Source organism: Sporosarcina sp. QA0331, assembly GCF_055808055.1.
In genome coordinates, this window is record NZ_CM147850.1 from 2589897 (window position 1) to 2612262 (window position 22366).

The 22366-nt window shown below is 42.5% G+C and carries 19 protein-coding genes; 6 read left to right on the plus strand and 13 right to left on the minus strand.

What is annotated here, in order from left to right; translation table 11 throughout:
* Positions 1-14: 14 nt before the first annotated feature.
* Positions 15-1025, plus strand: coding sequence for a cation diffusion facilitator family transporter (locus tag AC0L13_RS13100; RefSeq protein ID WP_473640244.1), 1011 nt, complete (start codon positions 15-17; stop codon positions 1023-1025).
* Between the two features lie 38 nt (positions 1026-1063).
* Here AC0L13_RS13100 and AC0L13_RS13105 read toward each other — a convergent pair whose 3' ends face one another.
* Complete coding sequence (locus AC0L13_RS13105; RefSeq protein WP_473640246.1) at positions 1064-2230, minus strand: iron-containing alcohol dehydrogenase; 1167 nt, start codon at positions 2228-2230, stop codon at positions 1064-1066.
* A 105-nt stretch (positions 2231-2335) separates the two neighbouring features.
* Between AC0L13_RS13105 and AC0L13_RS13110 the strand changes: the two genes are divergently transcribed.
* On the plus strand, positions 2336-2572 hold the full coding sequence (locus AC0L13_RS13110; protein WP_473640248.1) for a DUF378 domain-containing protein: 237 nt from the start codon (positions 2336-2338) through the stop codon (positions 2570-2572).
* Positions 2573-2615: 43 nt separating this feature from the next.
* On the opposite strand, the gene AC0L13_RS13115 is transcribed toward AC0L13_RS13110, so the two are convergent.
* The 3 genes from AC0L13_RS13115 to pruA all read right to left on the minus strand — a co-directional run bounded on the left by AC0L13_RS13115 (position 2616) and on the right by pruA (position 6772).
* Entirely contained in the window at positions 2616-3860 is a 1245-nt protein-coding gene (locus AC0L13_RS13115; protein WP_473640250.1) for a Glu/Leu/Phe/Val family dehydrogenase, read from the minus strand.
* Between the two features lie 86 nt (positions 3861-3946).
* Positions 3947-5140, minus strand: coding sequence for an ornithine--oxo-acid transaminase (locus AC0L13_RS13120; protein ID WP_473640252.1), 1194 nt, complete (start codon positions 5138-5140; stop codon positions 3947-3949).
* An 87-nt stretch (positions 5141-5227) separates the two neighbouring features.
* On the minus strand, positions 5228-6772 hold the full coding sequence (gene pruA / locus AC0L13_RS13125) for an L-glutamate gamma-semialdehyde dehydrogenase (protein WP_473640256.1): 1545 nt from the start codon (positions 6770-6772) through the stop codon (positions 5228-5230).
* A 141-nt stretch (positions 6773-6913) separates the two neighbouring features.
* Here pruA and AC0L13_RS13130 point away from each other — a divergent pair, with 141 nt between their 5' ends.
* Positions 6914-8224, plus strand: coding sequence for a sigma 54-interacting transcriptional regulator (locus AC0L13_RS13130; RefSeq protein ID WP_473640258.1), 1311 nt, complete (start codon positions 6914-6916; stop codon positions 8222-8224).
* Between the two features lie 348 nt (positions 8225-8572).
* On the opposite strand, the gene yugI is transcribed toward AC0L13_RS13130, so the two are convergent.
* The 6 genes from yugI to AC0L13_RS13160 all read right to left on the minus strand — a co-directional run bounded on the left by yugI (position 8573) and on the right by AC0L13_RS13160 (position 15709).
* Complete coding sequence (gene yugI, locus AC0L13_RS13135) at positions 8573-8947, minus strand: S1 domain-containing post-transcriptional regulator GSP13 (protein WP_440500119.1); 375 nt, start codon at positions 8945-8947, stop codon at positions 8573-8575.
* Between the two features lie 111 nt (positions 8948-9058).
* Entirely contained in the window at positions 9059-10780 is a 1722-nt protein-coding gene (locus AC0L13_RS13140; RefSeq protein WP_473640261.1) for an RNA polymerase sigma factor, read from the minus strand.
* Positions 10781-10819: 39 nt separating this feature from the next.
* Complete coding sequence (locus AC0L13_RS13145; protein ID WP_473640263.1) at positions 10820-12520, minus strand: RNA polymerase sigma factor sigma-70 region 4 domain-containing protein; 1701 nt, start codon at positions 12518-12520, stop codon at positions 10820-10822.
* A gap of 95 nt (positions 12521-12615) precedes the next feature.
* Entirely contained in the window at positions 12616-14799 is a 2184-nt protein-coding gene (locus AC0L13_RS13150; RefSeq protein ID WP_473640265.1) for a hypothetical protein, read from the minus strand.
* Entirely contained in the window at positions 14789-15343 is a 555-nt protein-coding gene (locus AC0L13_RS13155; protein WP_473640267.1) for an RNA polymerase sigma factor, read from the minus strand. The genes AC0L13_RS13150 and AC0L13_RS13155 overlap by 11 nt, the downstream gene beginning before the upstream one ends.
* Positions 15344-15448: 105 nt before the next feature.
* On the minus strand, positions 15449-15709 hold the full coding sequence (locus AC0L13_RS13160) for a DUF1871 family protein (RefSeq protein WP_473640269.1): 261 nt from the start codon (positions 15707-15709) through the stop codon (positions 15449-15451).
* Positions 15710-15792: 83 nt separating this feature from the next.
* On the opposite strand from AC0L13_RS13160, the gene AC0L13_RS13165 reads away from it, so the two are divergent.
* On the plus strand, positions 15793-16965 hold the full coding sequence (locus AC0L13_RS13165) for a MalY/PatB family protein (protein WP_473640271.1): 1173 nt from the start codon (positions 15793-15795) through the stop codon (positions 16963-16965).
* A gap of 160 nt (positions 16966-17125) precedes the next feature.
* On the opposite strand, the gene AC0L13_RS13170 is transcribed toward AC0L13_RS13165, so the two are convergent.
* Both AC0L13_RS13170 and AC0L13_RS13175 read right to left on the minus strand, forming a co-directional pair.
* A complete protein-coding gene (locus AC0L13_RS13170; RefSeq protein ID WP_440500126.1) occupies positions 17126-17338 on the minus strand; it encodes a hypothetical protein in 213 nt (70 codons plus the stop codon).
* 23 nt (positions 17339-17361) lie between these two features.
* Entirely contained in the window at positions 17362-18141 is a 780-nt protein-coding gene (locus AC0L13_RS13175) for a peptidylprolyl isomerase (protein ID WP_473640274.1), read from the minus strand.
* Positions 18142-18360: 219 nt separating this feature from the next.
* Between AC0L13_RS13175 and AC0L13_RS13180 the strand changes: the two genes are divergently transcribed.
* Together AC0L13_RS13180 and AC0L13_RS13185 are read left to right on the plus strand one after the other, a co-directional pair.
* Positions 18361-19593, plus strand: a complete 1233-nt coding sequence (locus AC0L13_RS13180) for an MFS transporter (protein WP_473640276.1) — start codon at positions 18361-18363, stop codon at positions 19591-19593.
* Between the two features lie 61 nt (positions 19594-19654).
* Positions 19655-21514: a transglycosylase domain-containing protein gene (locus tag AC0L13_RS13185; protein ID WP_473640279.1), complete on the plus strand. Its 1860-nt coding sequence runs from the start codon at positions 19655-19657 to the stop codon at positions 21512-21514.
* A gap of 250 nt (positions 21515-21764) precedes the next feature.
* On the opposite strand, the gene AC0L13_RS13190 is transcribed toward AC0L13_RS13185, so the two are convergent.
* Positions 21765-22325 (minus strand): DUF5366 family protein, encoded by a 561-nt coding sequence (locus AC0L13_RS13190; RefSeq protein WP_473640281.1) that lies wholly within the window; start codon positions 22323-22325, stop codon positions 21765-21767.
* Between the last annotated feature and the right edge of the window lie 41 nt (positions 22326-22366).

The following is a 22366-nucleotide window of genomic DNA, read 5'->3' on the forward strand; positions in this document are numbered from 1 at the left end:
GGAGGCTAATGTCTATGAAAGATATTTTACGTTTGCTGAAGGATGGCAATAAACCGTCGCTACTTGCGGGTACAGTAAATGCTGCCATCGCCATCCTTAAAGCAGTCGCCTATGTGTTAACAGGAAATGTAGCCATGTTTGCAGAAACGATGCACTCCTTAGGAGATGCGGCGAACCAATTTTTTGTATATATCGGTTCCGCCCTCTCCAAGAAGGCGCCTACCCCCAATTTCCCGAATGGATTCGGAAGGGTTGTCAACCTTGTATGTTTAGGTGCAGTCATCATCGTCGGAATCATGTCATACGAGGCAGTGAAGGAAGGTTGGCATCATGTATTGAACCCAACCGAGACAAAAGGGCTCCTTATCAATTTAAGCGTCCTTGGATTGGCAACGCTATTGGAGTTTTTCGTACTATTAAAGGCGTCCAAGGAAATCGCCCATGAGTCCGGACAAGCCCATAAAGGTTTGAAAGCCTTCTTCTACAGCCTGACTCATCTGAATAAAGCCAAACCAGCCACTAAACTTGTTTTCATGGAAGACTTAGTTGCAACAATCGGCGGATTGTTAGCTTTCATCGCAGTCCTGATTGCCCATTTCACAGGATTCCTGCAAGCAGAAGGAATTGCCTCCATGGTGATTGGCTTTATGATGTTTTATGTCGTCGGCAGAGTATTCCTCGAAAATGCCAGAGGGGCAATTGGAGAAACCGATGAAGAGATGTTAAACCATATTTCGCAAATTATTGCAGAAGATCCGGATATAAAGGACATCCAAAAAGTAGAAGTCATAAAAGAAGGCGAATATCTACATGTCGAAATAGTTGCTGAGGTAGATCCCACACAAACTGTAGCATATATCGATGATGTTAGGGACAGGCTTATGTCTTTAGTATTGAAGCAAAAAGGGGTCCGCGAAGCAATGATTTCATTCGATGAAGATGATGGCATCAAAACTTGGCAAGGAGTAAAAGAGCCTGCAATATCGGAAGAAGCTCGAAAGAAACTCCCTGAAGGAAAAAAGTAGAGGGTGGAATATTCCATTCCCCCTCTACTTTCTTTTTATTATAACGAAGCTACCAAAATGGATTTCACTTCTTCTTCACTCAATTGAGCAAATCTTCCGAGCGGTCCATTAATCGCGGCCTTCTTAGCCATAATGTCGATTTTCGAATTATCGATACCGTAATCCGCCAGCTTTTCAGGTGCACCGATAGCTGTCCAATATTCCCTTAGTTTATCAATTCCTTCAAGTGCAATTTCCTCATCTGATTTCCCCTCAGGATGCACTCCAAATACGTTGACGGCCAATCTTGCATAGCGAGCTGGATTCAGCTTAAGTGTATGTCTCATCCAATGAGGGAACAAGATCGCCAATCCTCCTGCATGTGGAATATCATACACCGCGGATACCGCATGCTCAATATCATGCGTTCCCCAGTCACCGCCGGCATTCCCCATACCTAAAAATCCATTCAATCCCCATGTTCCACCTAGAAGGATCGTTTCACGCAACTCATAGTTCTCCAAATCATTAACAAGCTTTTCACCTGCTGCCATGATCGCTCGCAATGCACCTTCGCACAACTCATCCTGAAATGGAGTATTCGTCGCGCTATGGAAATACTGCTCAAAAATATGCGACATCATATCGACGATGCCGTAAACAGTTTGATCTTCCGGAACTGATAGCGTGTAAGTAGGATCAAGGATAGAGAATTTCGGGAAGTTGAAAGGTCCTCCCCATCCGTATTTTTCTTCAGTTTCTTCATTTGTAATGACGGAGCCTGCATTCATTTCAGAACCAGTCGCCGCTAAAGTCAAAATCGTCCCAAAAGGAATTGCGTCTTTAGGAAAGTCTTTTTTAATGACAAAATCCCACGGATCGCCATCATATTTTGCAGCTGTCGCAATTAACTTGGTACAATCAATGACCGATCCGCCTCCGACTGCCAAAATGAAATCGATATTATGATCTTTGCAAAGGGCAGCCCCTCTTCTTGCTGTGCTGACGCGCGGGTTCGGCTCTACACCTGCTAGTTCAAATACTTCTTTCTGTTCATTTTTCAGTATTTCCATCAATTCTTCATAAAGGCCATTCTTTTTAATGCTTCCTCCACCATATACAACAAGGATCCTATCACCATATGCCGATAATTCTTTAGCGAGCCTTGCGATGGAGTTTTTTCCGAAAATCAATTTTGTTGGATTTTGAAAAATAAATTCTTTCAATTAAATGACCTCCTTTTTCTACAGTTCATTATCCAAGAATGAATTGAGCGATGCAAGTATGGAACGACCTAGTTTGGGAATCCTTAAAGTAGGAGGTGAATCGCTTTGGTTCAAAAACTAGCATTGGCTATTACAATTATCGGTGCACTCAATTGGGGTGTCGTCGGGATTTTCAACTTTGATGTCGTCGCTCAACTATCAGATGGACACGCAAAGCCGCTTGCACGCTTCTTTTATATTATCGTAGGAATTTCCGGACTCCTATCACTAGGTTTACTTTTTGATACGTTACGAGAAAAACAGAGCAAGCATTTAGCTGTATCGGAGCCGGAAGAAGCATAAAAAAGCATCTCCCATTTTATAGGAGATGCTTTTTATTATCTAATTATGCCCAGCCACGGAATCTTGATGCTTCCGCTGTTTTGCGGATACCAATCATGTATGCAGCAAGACGCATATCAATATTTCTTGTTGATGCAACGTTATAAACGTTGTCGAACGCATCAACCATTTTTGTAGTCATTTTTTCGCGAACTTCTTCTTCAGTCCAGTAGTAACCCATATTGTTCTGAACCCATTCGAAGTAGGAAACTGTTACGCCGCCCGCACTTGCAAGGACGTCAGGGACAAGGAGAATTCCTCGTTCTGTAAGAATTTTTGTAGCTTCCGCTGTTGTTGGACCATTCGCTGCTTCCACAACGATTGTCGCTTTAATATTGTGTGCATTCTTTTCAGTAATTTGATTTTCGATAGCTGCTGGAACGAGGATATCACAATCCAATTCCAATAGTTCAGCATTCGAAATTGTGTTATCGAAAAGTGTTGTAACTGTTCCAAAGCTGTCACGACGATCCAATAGATAGTCGATGTCCAAGCCTTCCGGATCATGAAGTGCGCCATAAGCATCGGAAATACCGATAACTTTTGCTCCTGCATCATGAAGGAATTTGGAAAGGAAACTTCCCGCATTTCCGAATCCTTGAATGACAACACGTGCACCTTTCATATCAATTCCACGTTTTTTCGCCGCTTCATTAATAATGATCGTTACACCTTCCGCAGTAGCACGGTCGCGTCCTTGAGAACCGCCGAGAACAATCGGTTTTCCTGTAATGAAACCAGGAGAGTTGAATTCATCGATTCTGCTATATTCATCCATCATCCAAGCCATAATTTGAGCATTAGTGAAAACGTCTGGTGCAGGGATATCTTTTGTCGGTCCCATTACTTGACTTAATGCACGTACATAGCCACGGCTCAAACGCTCTAGTTCGCCCATGGACATTTCTCTCGGGTCGCAGACGATTCCGCCTTTACCGCCGCCATATGGCAAGTCGACAATACCCGCTTTCAAAGTCATCCACATGGATAACGCGCGCACTTCATCCGCTGTAACTGCAGGATGGAAACGAACGCCACCTTTTGTAGGACCAACTGCATCGTTGTGTTGTCCGCGGAATCCAGTGAATACCTTCACTTTTCCGTCATCCATGCGGACTGGAATTCTAACTTCCACCATTCTGATTGGTTCTTTTAATAGATCGTACATTCCTTCATCATAGCCTAATTTGTCAAGTGCTTCCTTAATGACAACTTGTGTAGACGTAAACAGATTCAGGTTTTCAGTCATGTAAAAGTTCGCCTCTTTGATTTCATAATGTTTTTTCTACCGCACATATTGTATCATACACCTAATAGATTTTGTGAAGTATTTGTTTAGTTTGTAAAAACTTTATTAATTTTCTCCAAAGCCCAATCAAGTTCTTCCTTTGTAATGATTAAAGGCGGTGCGAAACGGATGACCGTGTCGTGTGTCTCTTTACATAGCAATCCTAATTCCTTCAGCTTTTCGCAATAAGGTCGAGCTGCTTCCGTTAGTTCCACACCGATGAACAGTCCGCGTCCACGCACTTCTTTAATCGATGGGTGATTGATTTTCTGTAATTGTTCAATGAAGTAATTTCCTAGTTCAAGTGATTTATCTGCAAGCTTCTCATCCTGTAAAACTTCCAAAGAAGCAATTGAGACTGCACACGCCATCGGATTGCCTCCGAATGTGGAACCATGTGAGCCTGGATTGAACACTCCGAGAATATCTTTATTGGCTACGACGCAAGAAATAGGAAATACGCCTCCGCCCAATGCTTTACCTAGGATATACATGTCGGGCTCAAAGCCTTCCCACTCACAAGCAAACATTTTACCCGTACGGCAAAGACCTGCTTGAATCTCATCCGCTATGAAAAGAACATTATGCTGTTTACAAAGGTCATAAGCAGCTTTCATATAACCCGCAGGTGGAATAAGGATTCCCGCTTCCCCTTGGATCGGCTCGATAATGAATGCAGCTGTGTTCGGAGTAATCGCTTCTTCCAATGCTTTTAAGTCTCCGAAATCCACTAACTTGATGCCTGGAAGCATCGGACCGAAACCGCGCTTATATTCAGCTTCTGACGAAAGCGAGACCGCTGTCATCGTACGTCCGTGGAAGTTACCGTTGCAGCCGATGATCTCTGCTTTGTTTTCCTCAACGCCTTTAACGTCATAAGCCCATCGACGAGCTGCTTTAATAGCTGTTTCCACAGCTTCTGCCCCTGTATTCATCGGCAATGTCATGTCTTTGCCAGATAGTTTGCATACCATTTCATACCACGGACCCAGTTGGTCGTTGTGGAATGCGCGTGATGTCAAAGTCACTTTGTCTGCCTGGTCCTTCAACGCTTTAATGATTCTCGGGTGGCGGTGTCCTTGGTTCACAGCTGAATATGCGGATAGCATATCCATATATTTATTCCCCTCTGGATCCTTGACCCAAACACCTTCCGCTTCAGAAATAACAATTGGCAGTGGATGGTAATTGTTCGCCCCGTATTTATTCGTTTGTGAAATGATCTTTTCAGAAACCGACATGTATTTCCCCTCCCCATTTTGTATGTATAGCAGGAAGCAGTTTGTAAACTGCTTCCTATTTAAAATAACGTGCTATCGAGCTTTAAATTAGAATGTTTCCGATGTCGTTTTACCTTGCATATGAAGTTGCAAGTAGTCTGGACCGCCTGCTTTTGAATCCGTTCCGGACATATTGAATCCGCCGAATGGTTGGTAGCCGACGATAGCGCCTGTGCAGCCGCGGTTGAAGTACAAGTTTCCTACATGGAAGTCTTGACGAGCCTGTTCAATATGCTCACGGTTGTTTGTAATGACTGCGCCTGTTAGACCGTAATCCGTATTGTTGGCAATTTCGATTGCTTCATCAAAGCTCTTCGCTTTAGAAATAGCAACGACTGGTCCGAAAATCTCTTCCTGCATGACACGTGCTTTCGGATCAACATCTGCAAATACAGTCGGTGCAACGAAGAATCCTTTAGAGCTGTCTCCTTCTCCACCAGCAACGAGACGTCCCTCTTCTTTTCCGATTTCGATGTAGCTCATGATTTTATCAAATGAAGCTTGGTCGATAACCGGTCCTGCGAAGTTGGATTGTTTCGAAGGATCACCGTACGTCAATCCTTTCGTCAATTCTTCAACGCGTGCAACGACTTGATCATATACATCTTCGTGAATGACCGCGCGTGAACATGCAGAACATTTTTGTCCGCTGAATCCGAATGCTGACTTAACGATCGATTGTGCCGCCAATTCAAGATCCGCTTCATTGTCAACTACGATTGTATCTTTACCGCCCATTTCTGCGATAACGCGTTTCAACCAGATTTGGCCTTCGTTCACTTTTGCTGCACGCTCATAAATGCGAGTACCGACTTCGCGTGAACCTGTGAAGGAAACGAAGCGTGTTCTCGGGTGGTCAACGAGGTAGTCGCCGACTTCTGCGCCTGAACCTGGAATGTAGTTGACTACGCCAGCAGGCATTCCCGCTTCTTCAAGCACTTCCATGAATTTGTAAGCAACAACCGTTGTTGTAGATGCAGGTTTCAATAGAACAGTATTCCCTGTTACCAATGCAGCTACAGTTGTACCTGCCATAATCGCCAATGCGAAGTTCCACGGGGAGATAACAACTCCAACTCCAAGAGGAATGTAGTCGAAACGGTTGAATTCACCAGGACGGCTTTCTACTGGCATTCCGTTCTTCAACTTAAGCATTTGACGGCCGTAGTATTCCAAGAAGTCGATTGCTTCTGCTGTATCCGCATCCGCTTCATTCCATGGTTTACCCGCTTCTTTTGTCAAAAGCGCTGAAAACTCATGCTTGCGGCGACGGATAATAGCCGCAGCTTTGAACAATACATCCGCGCGGAATTCCGGCTTCACTTTGCTCCACGTTTTAAACGTTTCGTCAGCTACGTTCATCGCTTTTTCAGCAAGATCTCTACTCGCTTTAGAAACACGGCCGATTACTTCCTCTTTATTAGCAGGGTTCGTCGAAACAAGTTTGTCTTCTGTCATAATACGCTCGCCGCCAATGATTAGCGGGTAGTCTTGCCCAAGGTAGCCTTCAACGGTTTTCAAAGCTTCCTCATATGCTTTTTGGTTTTCAGCTTGTGTAAAGTCTGTGAATGGTTCGTGTTTGTATGGGATCATTTTACTCCTCCTCAGGTAGTTAGCAGCAAAATTAATTTGCATTTAATCTGTGATTACATATATAATAATGCAAGAGATTGTTGCACATTTCAAGTGTTTTTGTTTATTTTGCAAAAAAATATAAACGGACGGTGTTGATTCGTGAATAAAATCGAAAAGAACCTTTTTCCCTTATACGAATTCGCGGTGAACCGGGCCGGTGTCGGTATCCATGCAGTAGATCATGCCGGCAGAACTGTTATCTATAACGATAAGATGAAAGCGATAGAAGGTTTGGAGCTTGAAGAAGTCGCAGATCGCTCCATCCTGGAGTTATTCAACTTCGATCAGGAAGAGAGCACATTATTGAAGGTGCTTCAAAGCGGAATCGAGCAGCTGAATGTCAAGCAGACGTATTGGAATCGCAAAGGATATGAAATTACGACAATCAATGATACGTACCCGGTATTTCAAGACGGTGAACTTGTCGGCGCTGTGGAAATTGCAAGAGATGTAACAGCACTGGAAAGGTTTGTCCTTCATCCGTTGCGGAAAAACAGCGATCCAGTCACATTCAATCAAATTGTTGCTGAATCAGATGAGATGAAAACTGTCGTATCGACAGCCCGCAAAGCATCAAGTGCAAAATTGCCTGTGCTGCTCATCGGTGAGTCAGGCACTGGAAAAGACTTAATTGCCGAAAGCATTCATAACGAATTGTCACCTGCCAATGGACCGTTCTATACTCTTCATTGTCACCAATCGGATGCAGCGCTTATCGAGCGACTCGACGAAGACTTGAATATGTCGGAGCCATTCACGTTATTCTGTGAGCGTATCGATTTATTATCCATTTCCCTTCAGCAAAACCTTTACACTTTTTTAAAAAACGCTGCTCAACCTGGCCGTCAATTCATCGCAAGCATCGGCGACGATCCCGTCGAATTGATTGCAAAAGGAAGTCTATTGAAGGAGCTTTATTATTTCTTTGCTTCTTTTACAATCAGGATATCCCCTCTGAGAAAGCGGAAAGAAGATATACTTTCGTTTGTCACAACGTATTTTGCCAAACGGAAAGAGCGCTTCGGAACGTCGCTCACCGGAATCACGAAGGAAGTGGAGGAGCTGTTCCTACGCTATGATTGGCCAGGGAATATGCGGGAGCTTGAATTTTTGCTCGATGAAATCTCTTCTCTCGCCACTACAGAGACGGAAATCACATATGGAATGTTGCCTCTTCATTTCCGACTGAAAAGTGATGCAGGCAATACACCTACACAAGCAGTCGACTTTATCGTGAATCCTGAAAAGGAACTTATGCCGCTGGATCGATATTTGAAGGAAGCGGAAGAATATTACTTACAAAAGGCAATGAAACTTCATGACGACAACATTACTAAAACTGCGACTGCACTTGGCATGAGCAGGCAAAATCTTCAGTACCGATTGAGGAAATTAAAAAACGGGAGATAGGCTTAAATGGCCTTCTCCCGTTTTTTCTTTTTTTTGGGTGCCTTAATTTCTGCAAAAACCGCAGAAATACGGCAAATCGAACCCTTCGCAGTGAAAGCCGTGACGAAGAACGGCTCTTGCGAGTAAAAGCGTAGCGTTACGAGCACGTCTTTGCGAACTCTTCGCTTTTGTTACCGTCTAGACTCCGGGTGGCAACTGCTTGGGTCATAAGTCAGCTCAGCTGAACGGCAAAAAACGCCGTTTCGCAGATCTGCCTTATGCCTGTCGCAGTGAAAGCCGTCACGAAGAACGGCTTTTGCGAGTAAAAGCGCAGCGTTAGGAGCATCGGTCCGCCACCCTCCGCTTTTGTTAATATCCTGATCGATCGATCCAGTCTTTCAGCTTGTCTTTTAATGAATTGAAGCCTTCCGCATCGTGCTCTTTAACTTTATCTTGCAGCGATTTGCGGGGGCGGCCCGGTTTATGATGGTTGTTCGGCGCCTCTTGAAGTGCACGGATGGATAAGCTGATCTTTCCTGCATCATGATCAACCTCAAGCACCTTCACTTTCACTTCATCGCCTACAGCTAGATAGTCATTGATATCTCTGACAAATCCATATGTTATTTCTGAAATATGAACGAGACCTTGCGTCTCTTCATCAAGTGCGACAAATGCTCCATATGGTTGGATGCCCGTCACTTTGCCCGTCAACTCTTCCCCCACTTCATATTTTTTACCCATGTGAAACAGCTCCCAATCTTTTTGGTATCGAATCTGCCTATACGGCCATCCGCAATTATACCATAGAAAGCCGGTTCCAATCAAAATATTCGATAGGTAAATTGTAAAGATTCAATCATTTCTTCTTGCCTCATTAAGCTTATCTTTAACTCTTTCAAAGAGCTGCGAGTGAATATCGTCTTCAAAAGATATCCTCCAATTGGATGCTTCCATTTCATCAACGATTTCCTGCATGACGAGACCCGCAGGAGAGCTTTCACCAATCTCAGCAAGTTTCTTCCACTTCTCGCGAACTTCTTCCGTGACCGTTGTATTTTGTCCATAAATTCCATCGCCGTCGAAAAAACCTGCCATAGAATAGACCAACCTTGTATAGCCAACGTCAAATCTGTTGATTAACGGGTCACTCTCTTTTGTCTTTGGCAATTGCTTATCAAGTTCAAGGAGTGCATCCATTTGCTCTTGGAAAGTTCCGAAATACAGGGCATCCAAGCCACCCATTATTAAAAATATATATGCGTCCGCGTCAAGGTGAAGGTTTCGCTGTAACGTCTCCCTCACTTCGGGATTATCGTATTTTAAAGATAACTGCACATAATCTTTAATGGCAACCAATGAATAATATTGCGTGTCCAGTCCATTCATGGCATTTTGCAATTCAATCGGGAATTCCGATTTTTTCTTCATAAGGTCTTCGATATCTACCATTCCATCACTGATCAGTTCCGATCCAAAAATGATATCGGAATGTTCTCCGAAAACTCTCGTATAAGCGCTTGTTAGGAATTCATTTTTCTTTGCAAATTCATCCAAGAACTCAATACTTTGTTCACGATCCTTTATAGGTTTATTTCTCAGTTGCTCCAACATTTCCGATGGCAATCTCAATTCATGGATCAATTCATCATACCTTTTGGCCGCTTCTCTTTTATTAATCTTCCCTTCATTCTCTACTTGCTTTTCCAATTCCCGGATAAACCAATTAAATTTTTGTTCTGTTTCGTTGCCATAAATATCAGCAGCCACGTATAGATAAAGCGAACTATCTCCGTCTGTTTCATCCGGCTTAGGCAAACCGATCAACTCGAATCGATCATCCAGTTCTTGTTCGAATGAGATCTTTTTGCTTTCAATAAACTTTTCAGCTGAAGATTGCTGATAAGCCTCACTTCGCAGCACAGTGACTGACAAGATGATGACAAGCATGACAGCCCCCGCAAGCCACAGTACAAGCGGCTTCCTTCTCCGCCTTTTCTTATCGACCGGTTTATCGATAGTCAATGTCTCTATCTGTGTTGGATAAAATATATTTCTCTCATCATAAAATGACCGAAGTCGATGAAATGACTTGTTTAGAAATTCTAATCGTTTTTCAATATCCGGTTCATTCAGCTTGGCTTGTGCCTTATATAGTAATTGCTCAATGTTTTCAAGTGGCGTTTCCATGATCCAAGCGATATCTACCTTGGATTTTTCATGGAGATTAAAAAGAATGAATACAATCCGTTCTTCAATTGGCAGGTCGATTATCCGTGCATGAAGTTCATTGTCCTCTGCAAATGATAACAATCCCGTTTCAGAAGCAAGCATTTGACACTCTTTCAACTTTTGAATTGCAGTTTTGAGTAACGCATTTTCTTCAAGCTGCTCTTCCCTTAACTGACCAAGGTCTTTGTATAGATTGCCGAATATCATCTTCACGAATTCTGCTGCATCTTGTGGTGTCAATCCAATTTGCATGCCAAGTCGTTCGATCGATTGTATAGGCAATTCCATCCATTTTTTAAAATCTTGTCGATTCCCAGTCAGGACTTTTCTCTGTAAACTGTCCATTTATTATCCTCCATTACACGAGACTGACAACATTACGATTTACTTCTTCATTTCGCCAATCAGTTCCCGCAATTTTCCTTCTAGGTAGAAGTACTGAAACTTTTCTAAGCTTCGGGAGGTCGTCCAGCCTGATTCCTCCATGTCTACTACAACTTCCCTCATTAATTGAGCCGCAGGTGAATCTTTTCCATTGAAGGCAACGCGCGTCCACGCCTCTTTGTATTCTTCTTTAATAACACCGGTTGAATCGCGAATTTCCGCTTGGTCTACCATTCCAGTTACGGAATAAATCATCCATATATACAAATTGAAAGTGTTTGAATAAAGCACCGGATGCTCTTCAGCCTGGAGTACCGCCTTTTCCGCCTGCAATAGCAGATCGACTTGCTCATCAATCGGACGCAGATGGAAATTATATAAGGTATCTGTCAAAAGGGAAATATAAATATCCATATTAGGATGCAGATTTTCTTGAAGAATTCCAGTCATTTCGGAATCACCATATTGAGGATACACAATATCTTCAGAAGAATCCCCCTTCAAATAAAAGCCCTGTTCCTTCATACCGATAATCGCTTCTTGGATCTTTTCAGGGAACTTCGATTTATTCTCAGTAAATAAATCATAATCAAAGCCTTCCTCACCAACCAATCCGGCATCAAATATCAGATTTTCGTTCCCATATAAAATGTTCATGTAAGAATTTAAAAGAATATTACTCGTTCTAAAATATTCATTCAAAAATTCCATACTTTTCTTTTCGTCACTCACTAAAGGCTTTTTAGATAACTCCGCAACCATTTCGGAAGGGATCATAAGCTTACTTATTAATGCGTCAAAATCAGATTTCGCTTTTAACTGATCAAACTTGCCGTCTTTCTTCAATTGATCATTCAATTCAGCAATCAACCAGTCAAATTCCCTTCTTGTATCTTCCCCGTATGTTTCAGCATAAATGTCATTCCTGAGAAATTGGGGAGCAGGGAGGCCAGCCAGCTTCAAATTACGTTCCAGCTCCTCTTGGAAAGAAACTTTTGCCTCCTCAATGAATTTTTCACCGGATTTCAGTTGATAAGCGCCGCTGTTTGTATAAGTGATAATTGACAACAATACGACTAAGAGGCCAGTGCCGACACCCCAAAACAAGTAAGGCCTCTTCCTTTGAGCAGTTTGTCTTTTCTGTTCAACTGGCTGCGATTCTTCTACTTTTGAATAAAATATATTCGTTTCATTATAAGATGACGAAAGTCGTTCATAGGATTTATTCAAAAACTCCAGTTTCTTATCCAAGTTGGGCTCATCCATTAGGGAAAATGCTTTAGTCAGAGCCAGTTCTACTTGTTGATCAGTCATCCCTGTTATTTCAGCAATTTCTATAGGTGATTTGATGTGGAAACGGTCTAGAATGAAAGGAACCCGGTATTTTGTTGGCATTCCAATCAATTTGCGGTGCAGTTCATTATCCTCTTCAAACGAGAAGAAACCGCCCAAAATTTCGGCCGTTTGCCTACCATCCAACTCCTCTAAAACACTTATAAAAAGAGTGCTTTCTTTCAAATCTGTTACATCCCTAAGACCTTTATATACGTTTCTAAAGACTTTCTCTGAAACAGTTCCAGCCTCTTCTAACGAAGCTCCATATTGCACGGCAAATCGTTCAATTGTCCGGATATGCTTTTCCATCCATTCCTTGAAAGCTTCTAGGTCCCCGTGTAGAATTCTTTTCTTTATAACATCCACCCATATCCCCACTTCCCTTGCAAAACTACACCTACTTCAACTATACCAAATTGACAGAAAAAAGACTGCCAAATTTCGGCAGCCTTCGCTTTTGATTATTCAAACGGTTTGAATTTGACTCTCCAGCCATCTTCTGTCCAGTACATGTGGAATTTCCTTTCAGGTGGTAGTTCTGGATAGAGCTCTCTGTCGACTGTTAGTGTTACGATGCCAGGCCAGTTACCGTTGTCGTCTTGCTCCAGACCTTGGAAGGAAACTTTTTTATACATCTGCTCATCGAAAGGAGGAAAATATTTCTCGGGATTTTCTAAATACGTTTCCTTATCGACAACTTCAGATCCTTCTCCTTGAAAGAATAGTTCATATTGCATTTCATAAAAGCCTTTATCGCCGGCATAGAAATACATGGCGAGAATATCGAGTGGTTGGCTCCATCTTAAATAGCCTTCAATATCGTCAGTACTGACCATCCCTTCATAGTAAAAAGCACTCATACTCATTATTTCATCTTTGAAATCCATTTCTGGACTCATATGATAAGAAGGAAGTACTCTAATATTCTTCGTTCCGACTTCCCAAACACCTTCTTCATTAAAGACCATCGGAACTTCTCCAACCGATCCCGGAAATTTTACCGAGCTATAGAACTTATGATGATCTCGGTAGACTTCTTGCCCGTTAAACCGTACATCTCCAGGTTTATTGAAGTATGAAAGGCCTTTTCTCCAGTTCTCCACGTACATTTCAAGCGTATATTCTATACCTGACTCGTCATACTTCAAATAGTTTTCATTGGTTAAATAATACATCGTTTCAGGGTCATCCAATTCATTCGCATAATCAAACATGGCGAGCACATGAACGGGCGATGCCCCTTTCAGCAAGGATTTATCATATGACTTCTTAAAACTTTCGTACAAAACTTGAACTTCCCGCTCAAATGAAGCATCTGGCAATCGAATGGCCACGTCTTGAAAATCCGGTCTTTCCCCATACATATATTCCTCAAGCAACCCTTCCCTGTATAGGACGAGCGCTTCTTCCAAGTCATCGTAATTCAAAGAATCCCAGCTTGCGGACTCTCTCCAACCCGAAGCCTCCATTTCTTTGATGATTGGTTCCAAAATGTAACGCATCGGAGTTGCCTGCCCCCCGCTAGCCATATTCCTCCACGCCTCTTGATATTCGGGAAGCAATACGCCATCCGCGTCAAAGATTTTTGTGTATTCGCTGCCTTTCATAATTTCATTGAACAACATAATATAATATGATTTTAAAATTGGATATAAAGTAGAATCTTGTTCCACATTAATGAGGGTATACTCCATATCCTGAACCATTGAACTCGATTGAAGGAGAGGATGTTCTAGAACGCCACCAAACATATACGGCTCATAAATTAACATTTGACGGTATCCATACGTATCCGGATGAAGATTTGAATTGAGCTCTTGATGCAACTGGGACTCATAATACCGCGCACCGATTTCACCTATATATTTATCTGTTTCCAGGCGGATAGATTGCTCCTTCATCGTGTTGATAATGTTTTGTAGCTGTTCCTGGAAGCTGTTGGTTGTATGCATGATGATTTCCGCTTTATCAACAGATGAACTGACTTCAAATTCTCTAATCGCATCATAATTTTGGGAATTGATCGAACCGTAAACGAAGAGCAGACTTTTCACTTTTTCACGGTATGTTGCTATAAATTCGATGCTTCCTTGTTCATCTTCCGTCAAAGGCTTTCTCTTCAGATCTTGAATCATTTCAGATGGTAATTTTATTTCTTCAACCGCACGATTATATACATCATATAGAATTTCCTTTGCATTTTCGTATTGGTTAATATTCTTGACGTAACTTTCCATAGAAAACAATGATATTGCACTTGATCCTATATACTTCTCAAAGTGTTCTTCATCCAACTTCAGCATTTCCCGCCGCTTTTCCTTTTCCACTTCGTACTTCGCTTTCAGTTCCTCGATGTATTCATCCAGCTCAGCCGAATCGATATTATTCTCTTCGGAATCCCTTTTTTGATCGGCTAGAAATCCTGCTCCAATAAGCCCGATAATGAAGACACTCGCAATGCTCATTGCCCAAACAGTAATACGCTGTCTCATATTATTTTTAGATGCTTCTTTCTGTTCTTGTGGTTGGCGTTTCCCTTCTTCGTCGATTTTTCTGAACACTTCGTCCGGATCAAATGAGGTGGGGACACGTTCATATGATTTTTTCAAAAACTCCATTCGCTTTTCAAAATTGTCATTGGCCATTTGTTACCCCTCCTTTCAAATCCATCTCTTTTTTCAAGCTGTCCTTTGCTCTGAAAATACGAGTTTTCACTGAAGCTAACGTAATGTTTAATACATCCGCAATTTGCTGGTACGTCAAATCTTGAAAATAAAACAAAATTAGAGGAAACCTATATTTTTCATCCAGTTGTACGATTGCTTCATGTAATTGACGATCTTCTTCAAAAAGGAGAACTTGTAATTCGGCAGATTGTTGAGTAGATTCTTTTCCGGATTTTTTCATCCGCTCCTCCTTCGCTGTTTCCCTTCCTTCTTTCCGATAGTAATCGCGCGCTGTATTCAATGTGATTTTATATAACCATGTCGTAAATCTTTGCTGATTGAATTGCGGCAGAAATCTATATAGCTTGATAAACACTTCTTGTGTTACATCTGGTATATCATCAAGGCGCACACCGCACTGGTACGCGAACTTCTCAACTGTACGAAAATGCATTTGCATCAATTCGGCAAACGCCTCTCTGTCTCCGTTTTGCGCGCGTGTGATCAAATCAACCTCTTCCATAATGCCCCCTCACTCTCTATCTCTTCTATTGGTGATACGACGTGGTGTGACGATTTGTTTCATAATTAAAAAACCGCATCTACATTTTTGTAGATGCGGTCATTGTTATACTATACATTTTGCTTCATATTTTATCGCCAATAACTTATAAGCTATCTGCATGCATTTCTCTATTGGAATCCATATTTCAAAAGAGTGTTCATAGATCTCACGAATTCGTTTTGCAAGATCCGTCGGGTGATCAAGAACTTGGAGATCAGCAACAACATCGGCAATTTCAAGTTCATACGCTTTTCTGCCGACATTAAAAGGATCCCATTCTTCAAGCAGCAAGATTGCTTTTTTATTCATTTCAATTGTTTGCACGACGAGTCACCTTATTTTTTTCTTTTGTTTCATTTATGATAGCATAGTAATGAAAAAGAAAAAAGGAATTGAGGGATATTGGTATGAAAGAGTTCGAACAAGTGATTGACCGCAAAAATACCCGCTCGGTGAAATGGGGCAATATGGAAGCCGTTTACGGGGTGGAAGACGCTTCGGAAGTTTTGCCAATGTGGATCGCGGATATGGATTTCAAGGCACCACAGCCGATCATTGACGCAATGCAAGAACGATTGGACCATGGTGTTTTTGGATATTCGTACATATGCACGAAATGTAAAGATGCTGTACGGACATGGCTGTCATCGCGTCACGGATGGAAAACTGAAAATGAATGGATGCTGTTCCATCATGGTGTTGTTCCAGCAATCGCTACGGTCGTAGAGACGTTTACAAATGTCGGCGATAATATTTTAATTACCTCACCTGTCTACCCGCCATTCTTCAATGTACCAGGTCATCAAAAGCGGAATATTGTTGAGTGCATGTTACGGGAAGAAAACGGAAAATACTCGATTGACTTCGATGCTTTTGAAAAAAGCTTGCAGCAAGATATTAAATTATTTATCTTATGCCATCCGCACAACCCTGGGGGCGTTGTTTGGACGGAGGAAGAATTGCGCAACATTCTTCGTTTATGCAAGAAGTATGATGTGTTAATTCTTTCGGATGAAATCCATGCCGACCTTGTCCTTCCTGGATTCAAGCATACTCCTCTTGCAATACTTGCAGAAGAGGAAGGCGGAAGAGTCATCACTTGCATCGCCCCGACGAAAACTTTCAATTTGGCAGGTGTACAAGCTGCCGTCATGATTACAAAGGAAGAAGAACTTCGTACAGCACTGCAGCAAAGTGCAATGGCACATGGCCAAATGGAATTGAATGCATTTGCCGCTTCGGCCCTCGTATCTGCATTCACGGAGTGTGAAGAATGGCTAATGAATCTGCTTGAAATCATTTCATCTAATATGGATTATGTCATTAACACGTTAACGGAGGCTGTTCCGGGAATCCAAATCCATAAACCGGAGGCAACTTATTTACTGTGGATCGATTACCGGGGCACAGGACTTCCTGAAGAAGAGATGATGGATAGGCTTTTGAATAAAGGGAAGCTCGCACTCGAGCCAGGTACGAAATATGGTGAAGCCGGCCGCGGATTCCTCCGCATGAACGTCGCTACTCCACGTGCGATTGTTGAAGATGGAGTGGCAAGATTTATCAAGGCAATGGAATAAAAACGATGTAAGGGGCGAAATCTGAAGAGGATTTCGTCCTTTTTCATTAAGGGGACGCTTGTTTTGAGCGCGGAACCTCCTTTTTGGAGCATGAAATAGCTCATTTTTAGCCCACCACGTAAAAAGGCATGATCCAACATCGGATCATGCCTTTTTTTCATTAAAAATCTTGTTTTTCTCTCGCTTCGCGACGTTCGCGCAAGATTCGTTCTTCCAGCTCACGTGTTTCCTCTTCCTGCTTTTTCGAATTTCGCCTAATCCATCTAAACGTAATGACAAGTAGAATCATGAAAAAGAAAAAGGAAATCGCTGCTGGGATATATTCGGATTTATCTTCTGGAAAGTAAAGGAACGGCATTAGCAGAACGTTCATTTACGTACACTTCCTAACGTGTATTATTTCTGGATGATTTCAATCGATTCGATTGAGATTTCTTCAACTGGCTTATCTGATCGATCAGTTTTAGCCGTTGCAATTTTATCTACAATATCCATTCCTTCGATTACTTGACCGAAAACAGTATGTTTCTGATCAAGATGAGGCGTACCACCATTCTCTTCATATGCTTTTGCGATTTCTTCAGGCCAGCCGCCTTGTGTCAATTGTGCTGCTGTGGCAGGAGGATTCGAAGCTTGTACGATGAAGAATTGGCTTCCGTTTGTATTCGGGCCGGCATTCGCCATTGACAATGCCCCTCGTAGATTAAAAAGATCCATCGTGAATTCATCCTCAAATGAATTGCCGTAGATGCTTTCCCCACCCATTCCTGTTCCAGTCGGGTCGCCGCCTTGAATCATGAAATCCTTGATAACGCGGTGGAAGATGATTCCATTATAATAGCCGTTTTCTGCATGCGTCAAAAAGTTCTCAACTGTTTTTGGTGCTTGTTCTGGGAATAGTTTAATTTTAATAGGACCCATTGTCGTATTCATGACGACTAGAGCTTCGTTTGCTGCTACTTCATTCGATAATTGTGGATACATAGTCGTGTCCTCCTCTTTGGTCGCTTCATCTGATGACTTGTCATCAGTTTGTTCTTCTTGCTCATCGTCTTCACTTTGTGTAGTAGACGAGCCATTTGTTGCTGTTTCCTGCCCCTTTTGTTCACTTTGTCCGCAAGCGGCAAGCAGCAATAGTAGAAAGATTGAAAGCAAAGTTAGCGACATCTTTTTCATAATCATTCACCCTGAATCAGTTTACCATACCCCTCCCTTTTTTTCGATTGATAAGCATGTAATTTCCTTCGACACTCGAATTGTTTTATAATTGATAAATCATAGTAACGTTTACTTACGTCAGGCAAAGGGAATCTCTACTCTGATAAATGATTTCCAATTAACTCATCGCCGTAGTGAATAAAATTCGGCGGGTCATATGAAAGCGGGTCACTTTACATGGATGTACAAAAACGTAATTTTATCATCATTTGGTTCGCAAACTTTCTAGTCGCCGGAACAATGACGATGATCATGCCATTCTTGTCTTTATATATCGAGACGTTCGGGGATCATTCAGATGCATACGTCCAAAAATGGGCGGGACTGATTTTCGGAGCGACGTTTATAACAGCATTGATCATGTCACCGATTTGGGGGCGTATCGCCGATAAATACGGATTTAAACCGATATTGCTCATAAACGGATTCGGGATTGCGACATCCGTCTTCCTAATGGGATTCGTCCATTCTGTCGAAGCGTTTTTCATCCTTCGGCTGTTCAACGGTGTCGTCACAGGATTCATACCTACATCACTTGCATTCGTTTCATCTCAAACAGCAAGGGAAGAAGCAGGAAAGAAGCTCGGGACGTTGCAAATGGGAAGCGTGACGGGGACATTGTTTGGGCCGGTGCTTGGCGGCTTAATGGCCGATGCATTCGGATTTAAATATACGTTCATTATAACTGCGTTCTCAGTCGTCGTTGCAGCGCTGATCGTCTTGTTCGGGATTAAAGAACAAAAGAAAGTCAAAACAAAAAAGTCAGTTCAATATTCACGAAAAACGATACTCGGCGGGCTGCTCCACCATCGGCTCATGTTGAATGTCATGATTGTGACATCACTAATCCAAATTGGGAACTTCAGCATCCAGCCCCTCCTTTCCTTATATGTTGCAGGGTTGACAGATTCGAAAGATGTCGCTTTTCTGGCAGGTCTCACCTTCAGTGCTGCCGGTGTTGGAAACCTGCTGTTCGCAAGGAAGTGGGGGAAAATGGGGGATGAAATCGGGTACGAAAAAGTGCTCGGCATATTGTTGCTCCTCTCCTTCATCTTTATCGTACCACAAGCATTTGTCTCTTCCATTTGGCAATTAATGATTTGGCGGCTCCTATTCGGAATTGCAATAGGCGGCATGATTCCGATCACGACTGCCCTTGTAAGGCGGGAAGCACCAATCGATATCCAAGGAGAAGTAATGGGATACAATTCGAGCTTCCGTTTTCTTGGCAATATTATCGGTCCGATGTTCGGAGGGATTGTCAGTGGCTTCATCGGCATTTCGTCGGTATTCATCCTTACAGGCGTCCTATTCTTGTTAGGCTTTGCGTTCCTCTATTACGCGAAAAGAAAACCAGTACAGGATTTTGAAGATTTCCTGGCATCAGAAAGCGGACAATCCAACAAATGAAATTTAGCACATTTCCAAATCGGAAATGTGCTATTATTTTTTCATAGGAAGGGGGTCCATTTTGAAAAAGTTTAGTAGCTTCATCATCACGATCATGATGATTCCCCTGCTTTTTGTCATTCAGCAGGCCGTTGCCAAAGAATGGTCGAAAGCACAAGTTTTGAAAAATACAATCGGAGAGACAATTGAACTTACCGAACCTTCCATCAGCATTCCGATTTCAATGACAGACCGGAACGGAAGGATTTTTGCGGAGGAATATGTGGAATGGAGGCAGCCGCTTCCTTTGGATTCCATTCCTGATTTTGTTCAGCAGCTGTTTCTAGTAAGTGAAGATCAAGGATTTTTTGATCATAAAGGATATGACATTGCTGCAATTGCTCGAGCTTTCGCAGTCAATGCGAGAAACGATGATATGAGCCAAGGGGGTTCCACGATTACCCAGCAAGTCGTAAGGATGCGATTTTTGACGACTGAAAAGACATACGAACGGAAATTCAAAGAGCTGCTGTATGCAGCAGAACTGGAAAAGCAGTCAACAAAAGATGACATCCTCGGAATGTATTTGAATGAAATGTTCTTCGGCAATCAAGTATATGGTGTCGGTGCGGCGGCCACTTTTTATTTCAATCGCCCTCTCGATGTATTAACCCCTGCCGAAATGGCATTCATCGCTGCAATCCCGAATAATCCCTCCCGTTACGACCCGCTCCGTTATTTTGACAATACGAAAAAGCGGCAAGAGCTTCTCTTATCCGTTCTTTCAACAAACGGTGTCATTACGGAGCAGGAAGCGGATATGTGGAAGCAAGAAAAAATAACGTTAGACGTAAAAGAAAAGGCGAATGAATTTAATATGTACAGCTCTTATGTTCTAGCCGAACTAGAAGACTTAATTGGTCAGTCGGAAGGATTTACAGCATCCATCAAGGCTGCATCGACCCCTAGTGAAAAACAAACGCATATCGAAGCTTTGAAAAAGCGAACTGCTGAAGTGATCGCTGGAGGAATAAAAATTGAGACAGCCCTTGATTCAAAGAAGCAAAAACATGATGAATCTTCCCTGTCTTCTCTGTTAAGAACGAAGAATTTACAAGCGGGAGCCGCTGTCATTGATAATTCGACAAAAGAAATTGTAAGCGTCTATGGAGGAAAAAACTTTCGCAAAGGAGATTTCAACAGAGCCTATCAAGCTGTAAGACAACCCGGCTCCGCCATCAAGCCTTTGCTCGTATACGCCCCTTACCTTGAAAGCGGCCCATACAAGGAAAGTACGCCGATCGACAGCAGTAGTATTTGCATCGGTTCGTACTGTCCGACAAATATTGGCGGATATACGTATGGGATGACGACCGTGAAGGAAGCGTTCCGTCATAGTCATAACACAGCGGCTGTGAGGTTGTTCCATAAGGTAGGAATTAACGAGGCTTTTAATCATTTGAGTGCATTCCAATTCGAAAACGTTACCGACGAGGACTTCACCTATCCTGCTGCTCTAGGTGGTTTCCATAAAGGATTGTCCCCGCTCGAACTAGCTTCCGCCTATTCAAGCTTCGTGGATGGCATGTATTCCGAACCACACGCAATCCAAGCTGTGAAAGACCGTCAGGGAAATACACTCTACGAATGGAAAGATGAAGCAGTGAAAGTATGGTCCGCCTCAACCGTTTCGACAATCCGCAACTTAATGCAAGACGTCGTAGTAAATGGAACAGGAAGAGGAATCCGCAACACAACAACTTACACCGGAGCAAAGACAGGAACAACCGACCATTACAAAGACTTATGGGTCGCAGGCATGAACGACCAATACACAACCGCAGTCTGGATCGGCTACGACAAACCATCATCCATCCAACACCTAAGCAACCAAAAACTACACCTGCGCGCTTTCAACGAATTGCTGTATGTACCAGAATAAGGTTTATCTTGATTGGAACTATGTAAACTGTACAATAAAATTTGGTTTGGAGAAGCGTCCGCTCGACTCCTGCGGAAGCCGTCGCGAAGAACGGCTTTTGCGACCAAAAGCACAGCGTTGGGAGCACCGGATGTATGATTTCTGCCAAAATCGCAGAAATCATACAATTCGAACCCTTCGCTGTTCGATTGGCTGAGGCAACGCCCGCGGAAAGCGAGCGGTAAGCTTCGGAAAACTGGAATCATCATTTCTAAACAACTGGAAGACTCGCAAGAACACCATTATAAAGCTTCAAAACAATATAAATAACACCCGATAAAAAGATGCCCCATACGAATATTTCAAAAAACAACAAACCTATCATACTTGGAATCGTCATGAACTTACTCAATTTAAACATCATAAAAACAAAATAGACAAATGTCGTCAACAAGAAAATCACTAAAAGAATCTTCACCGACTGTATACCGCCTACCGAAGCGAGCGCTCCAATAAAATAAATCAAGTTGCCGCTCTTCGCCTCACTATACGACTCCCCTATCGCATCAATCGAGAAAAACAGCATCGCCGTCTCATGAATCGTCTCTGCTATCAGCTTCAAAGCCGAAAAAATCATAAAAAAAGCAAGCGAATAAATGACTAGAAGAAAAAGACGCAGCTGTGTATCCGTCAAAAACTCCCTCATGCCTGCATATAAACCGATTTGACCAAAAAAAACAATCGATGCCCCCACTAAATAGACACCGAACGTCAAACTAAAAAGTGTAATTGTCAGAAAAGGCAAATAGCCAAAAAGATACGGATTTCTCATTTGACACCCCGGAAGCAAATAAATTCTCTTTCCCTATAATA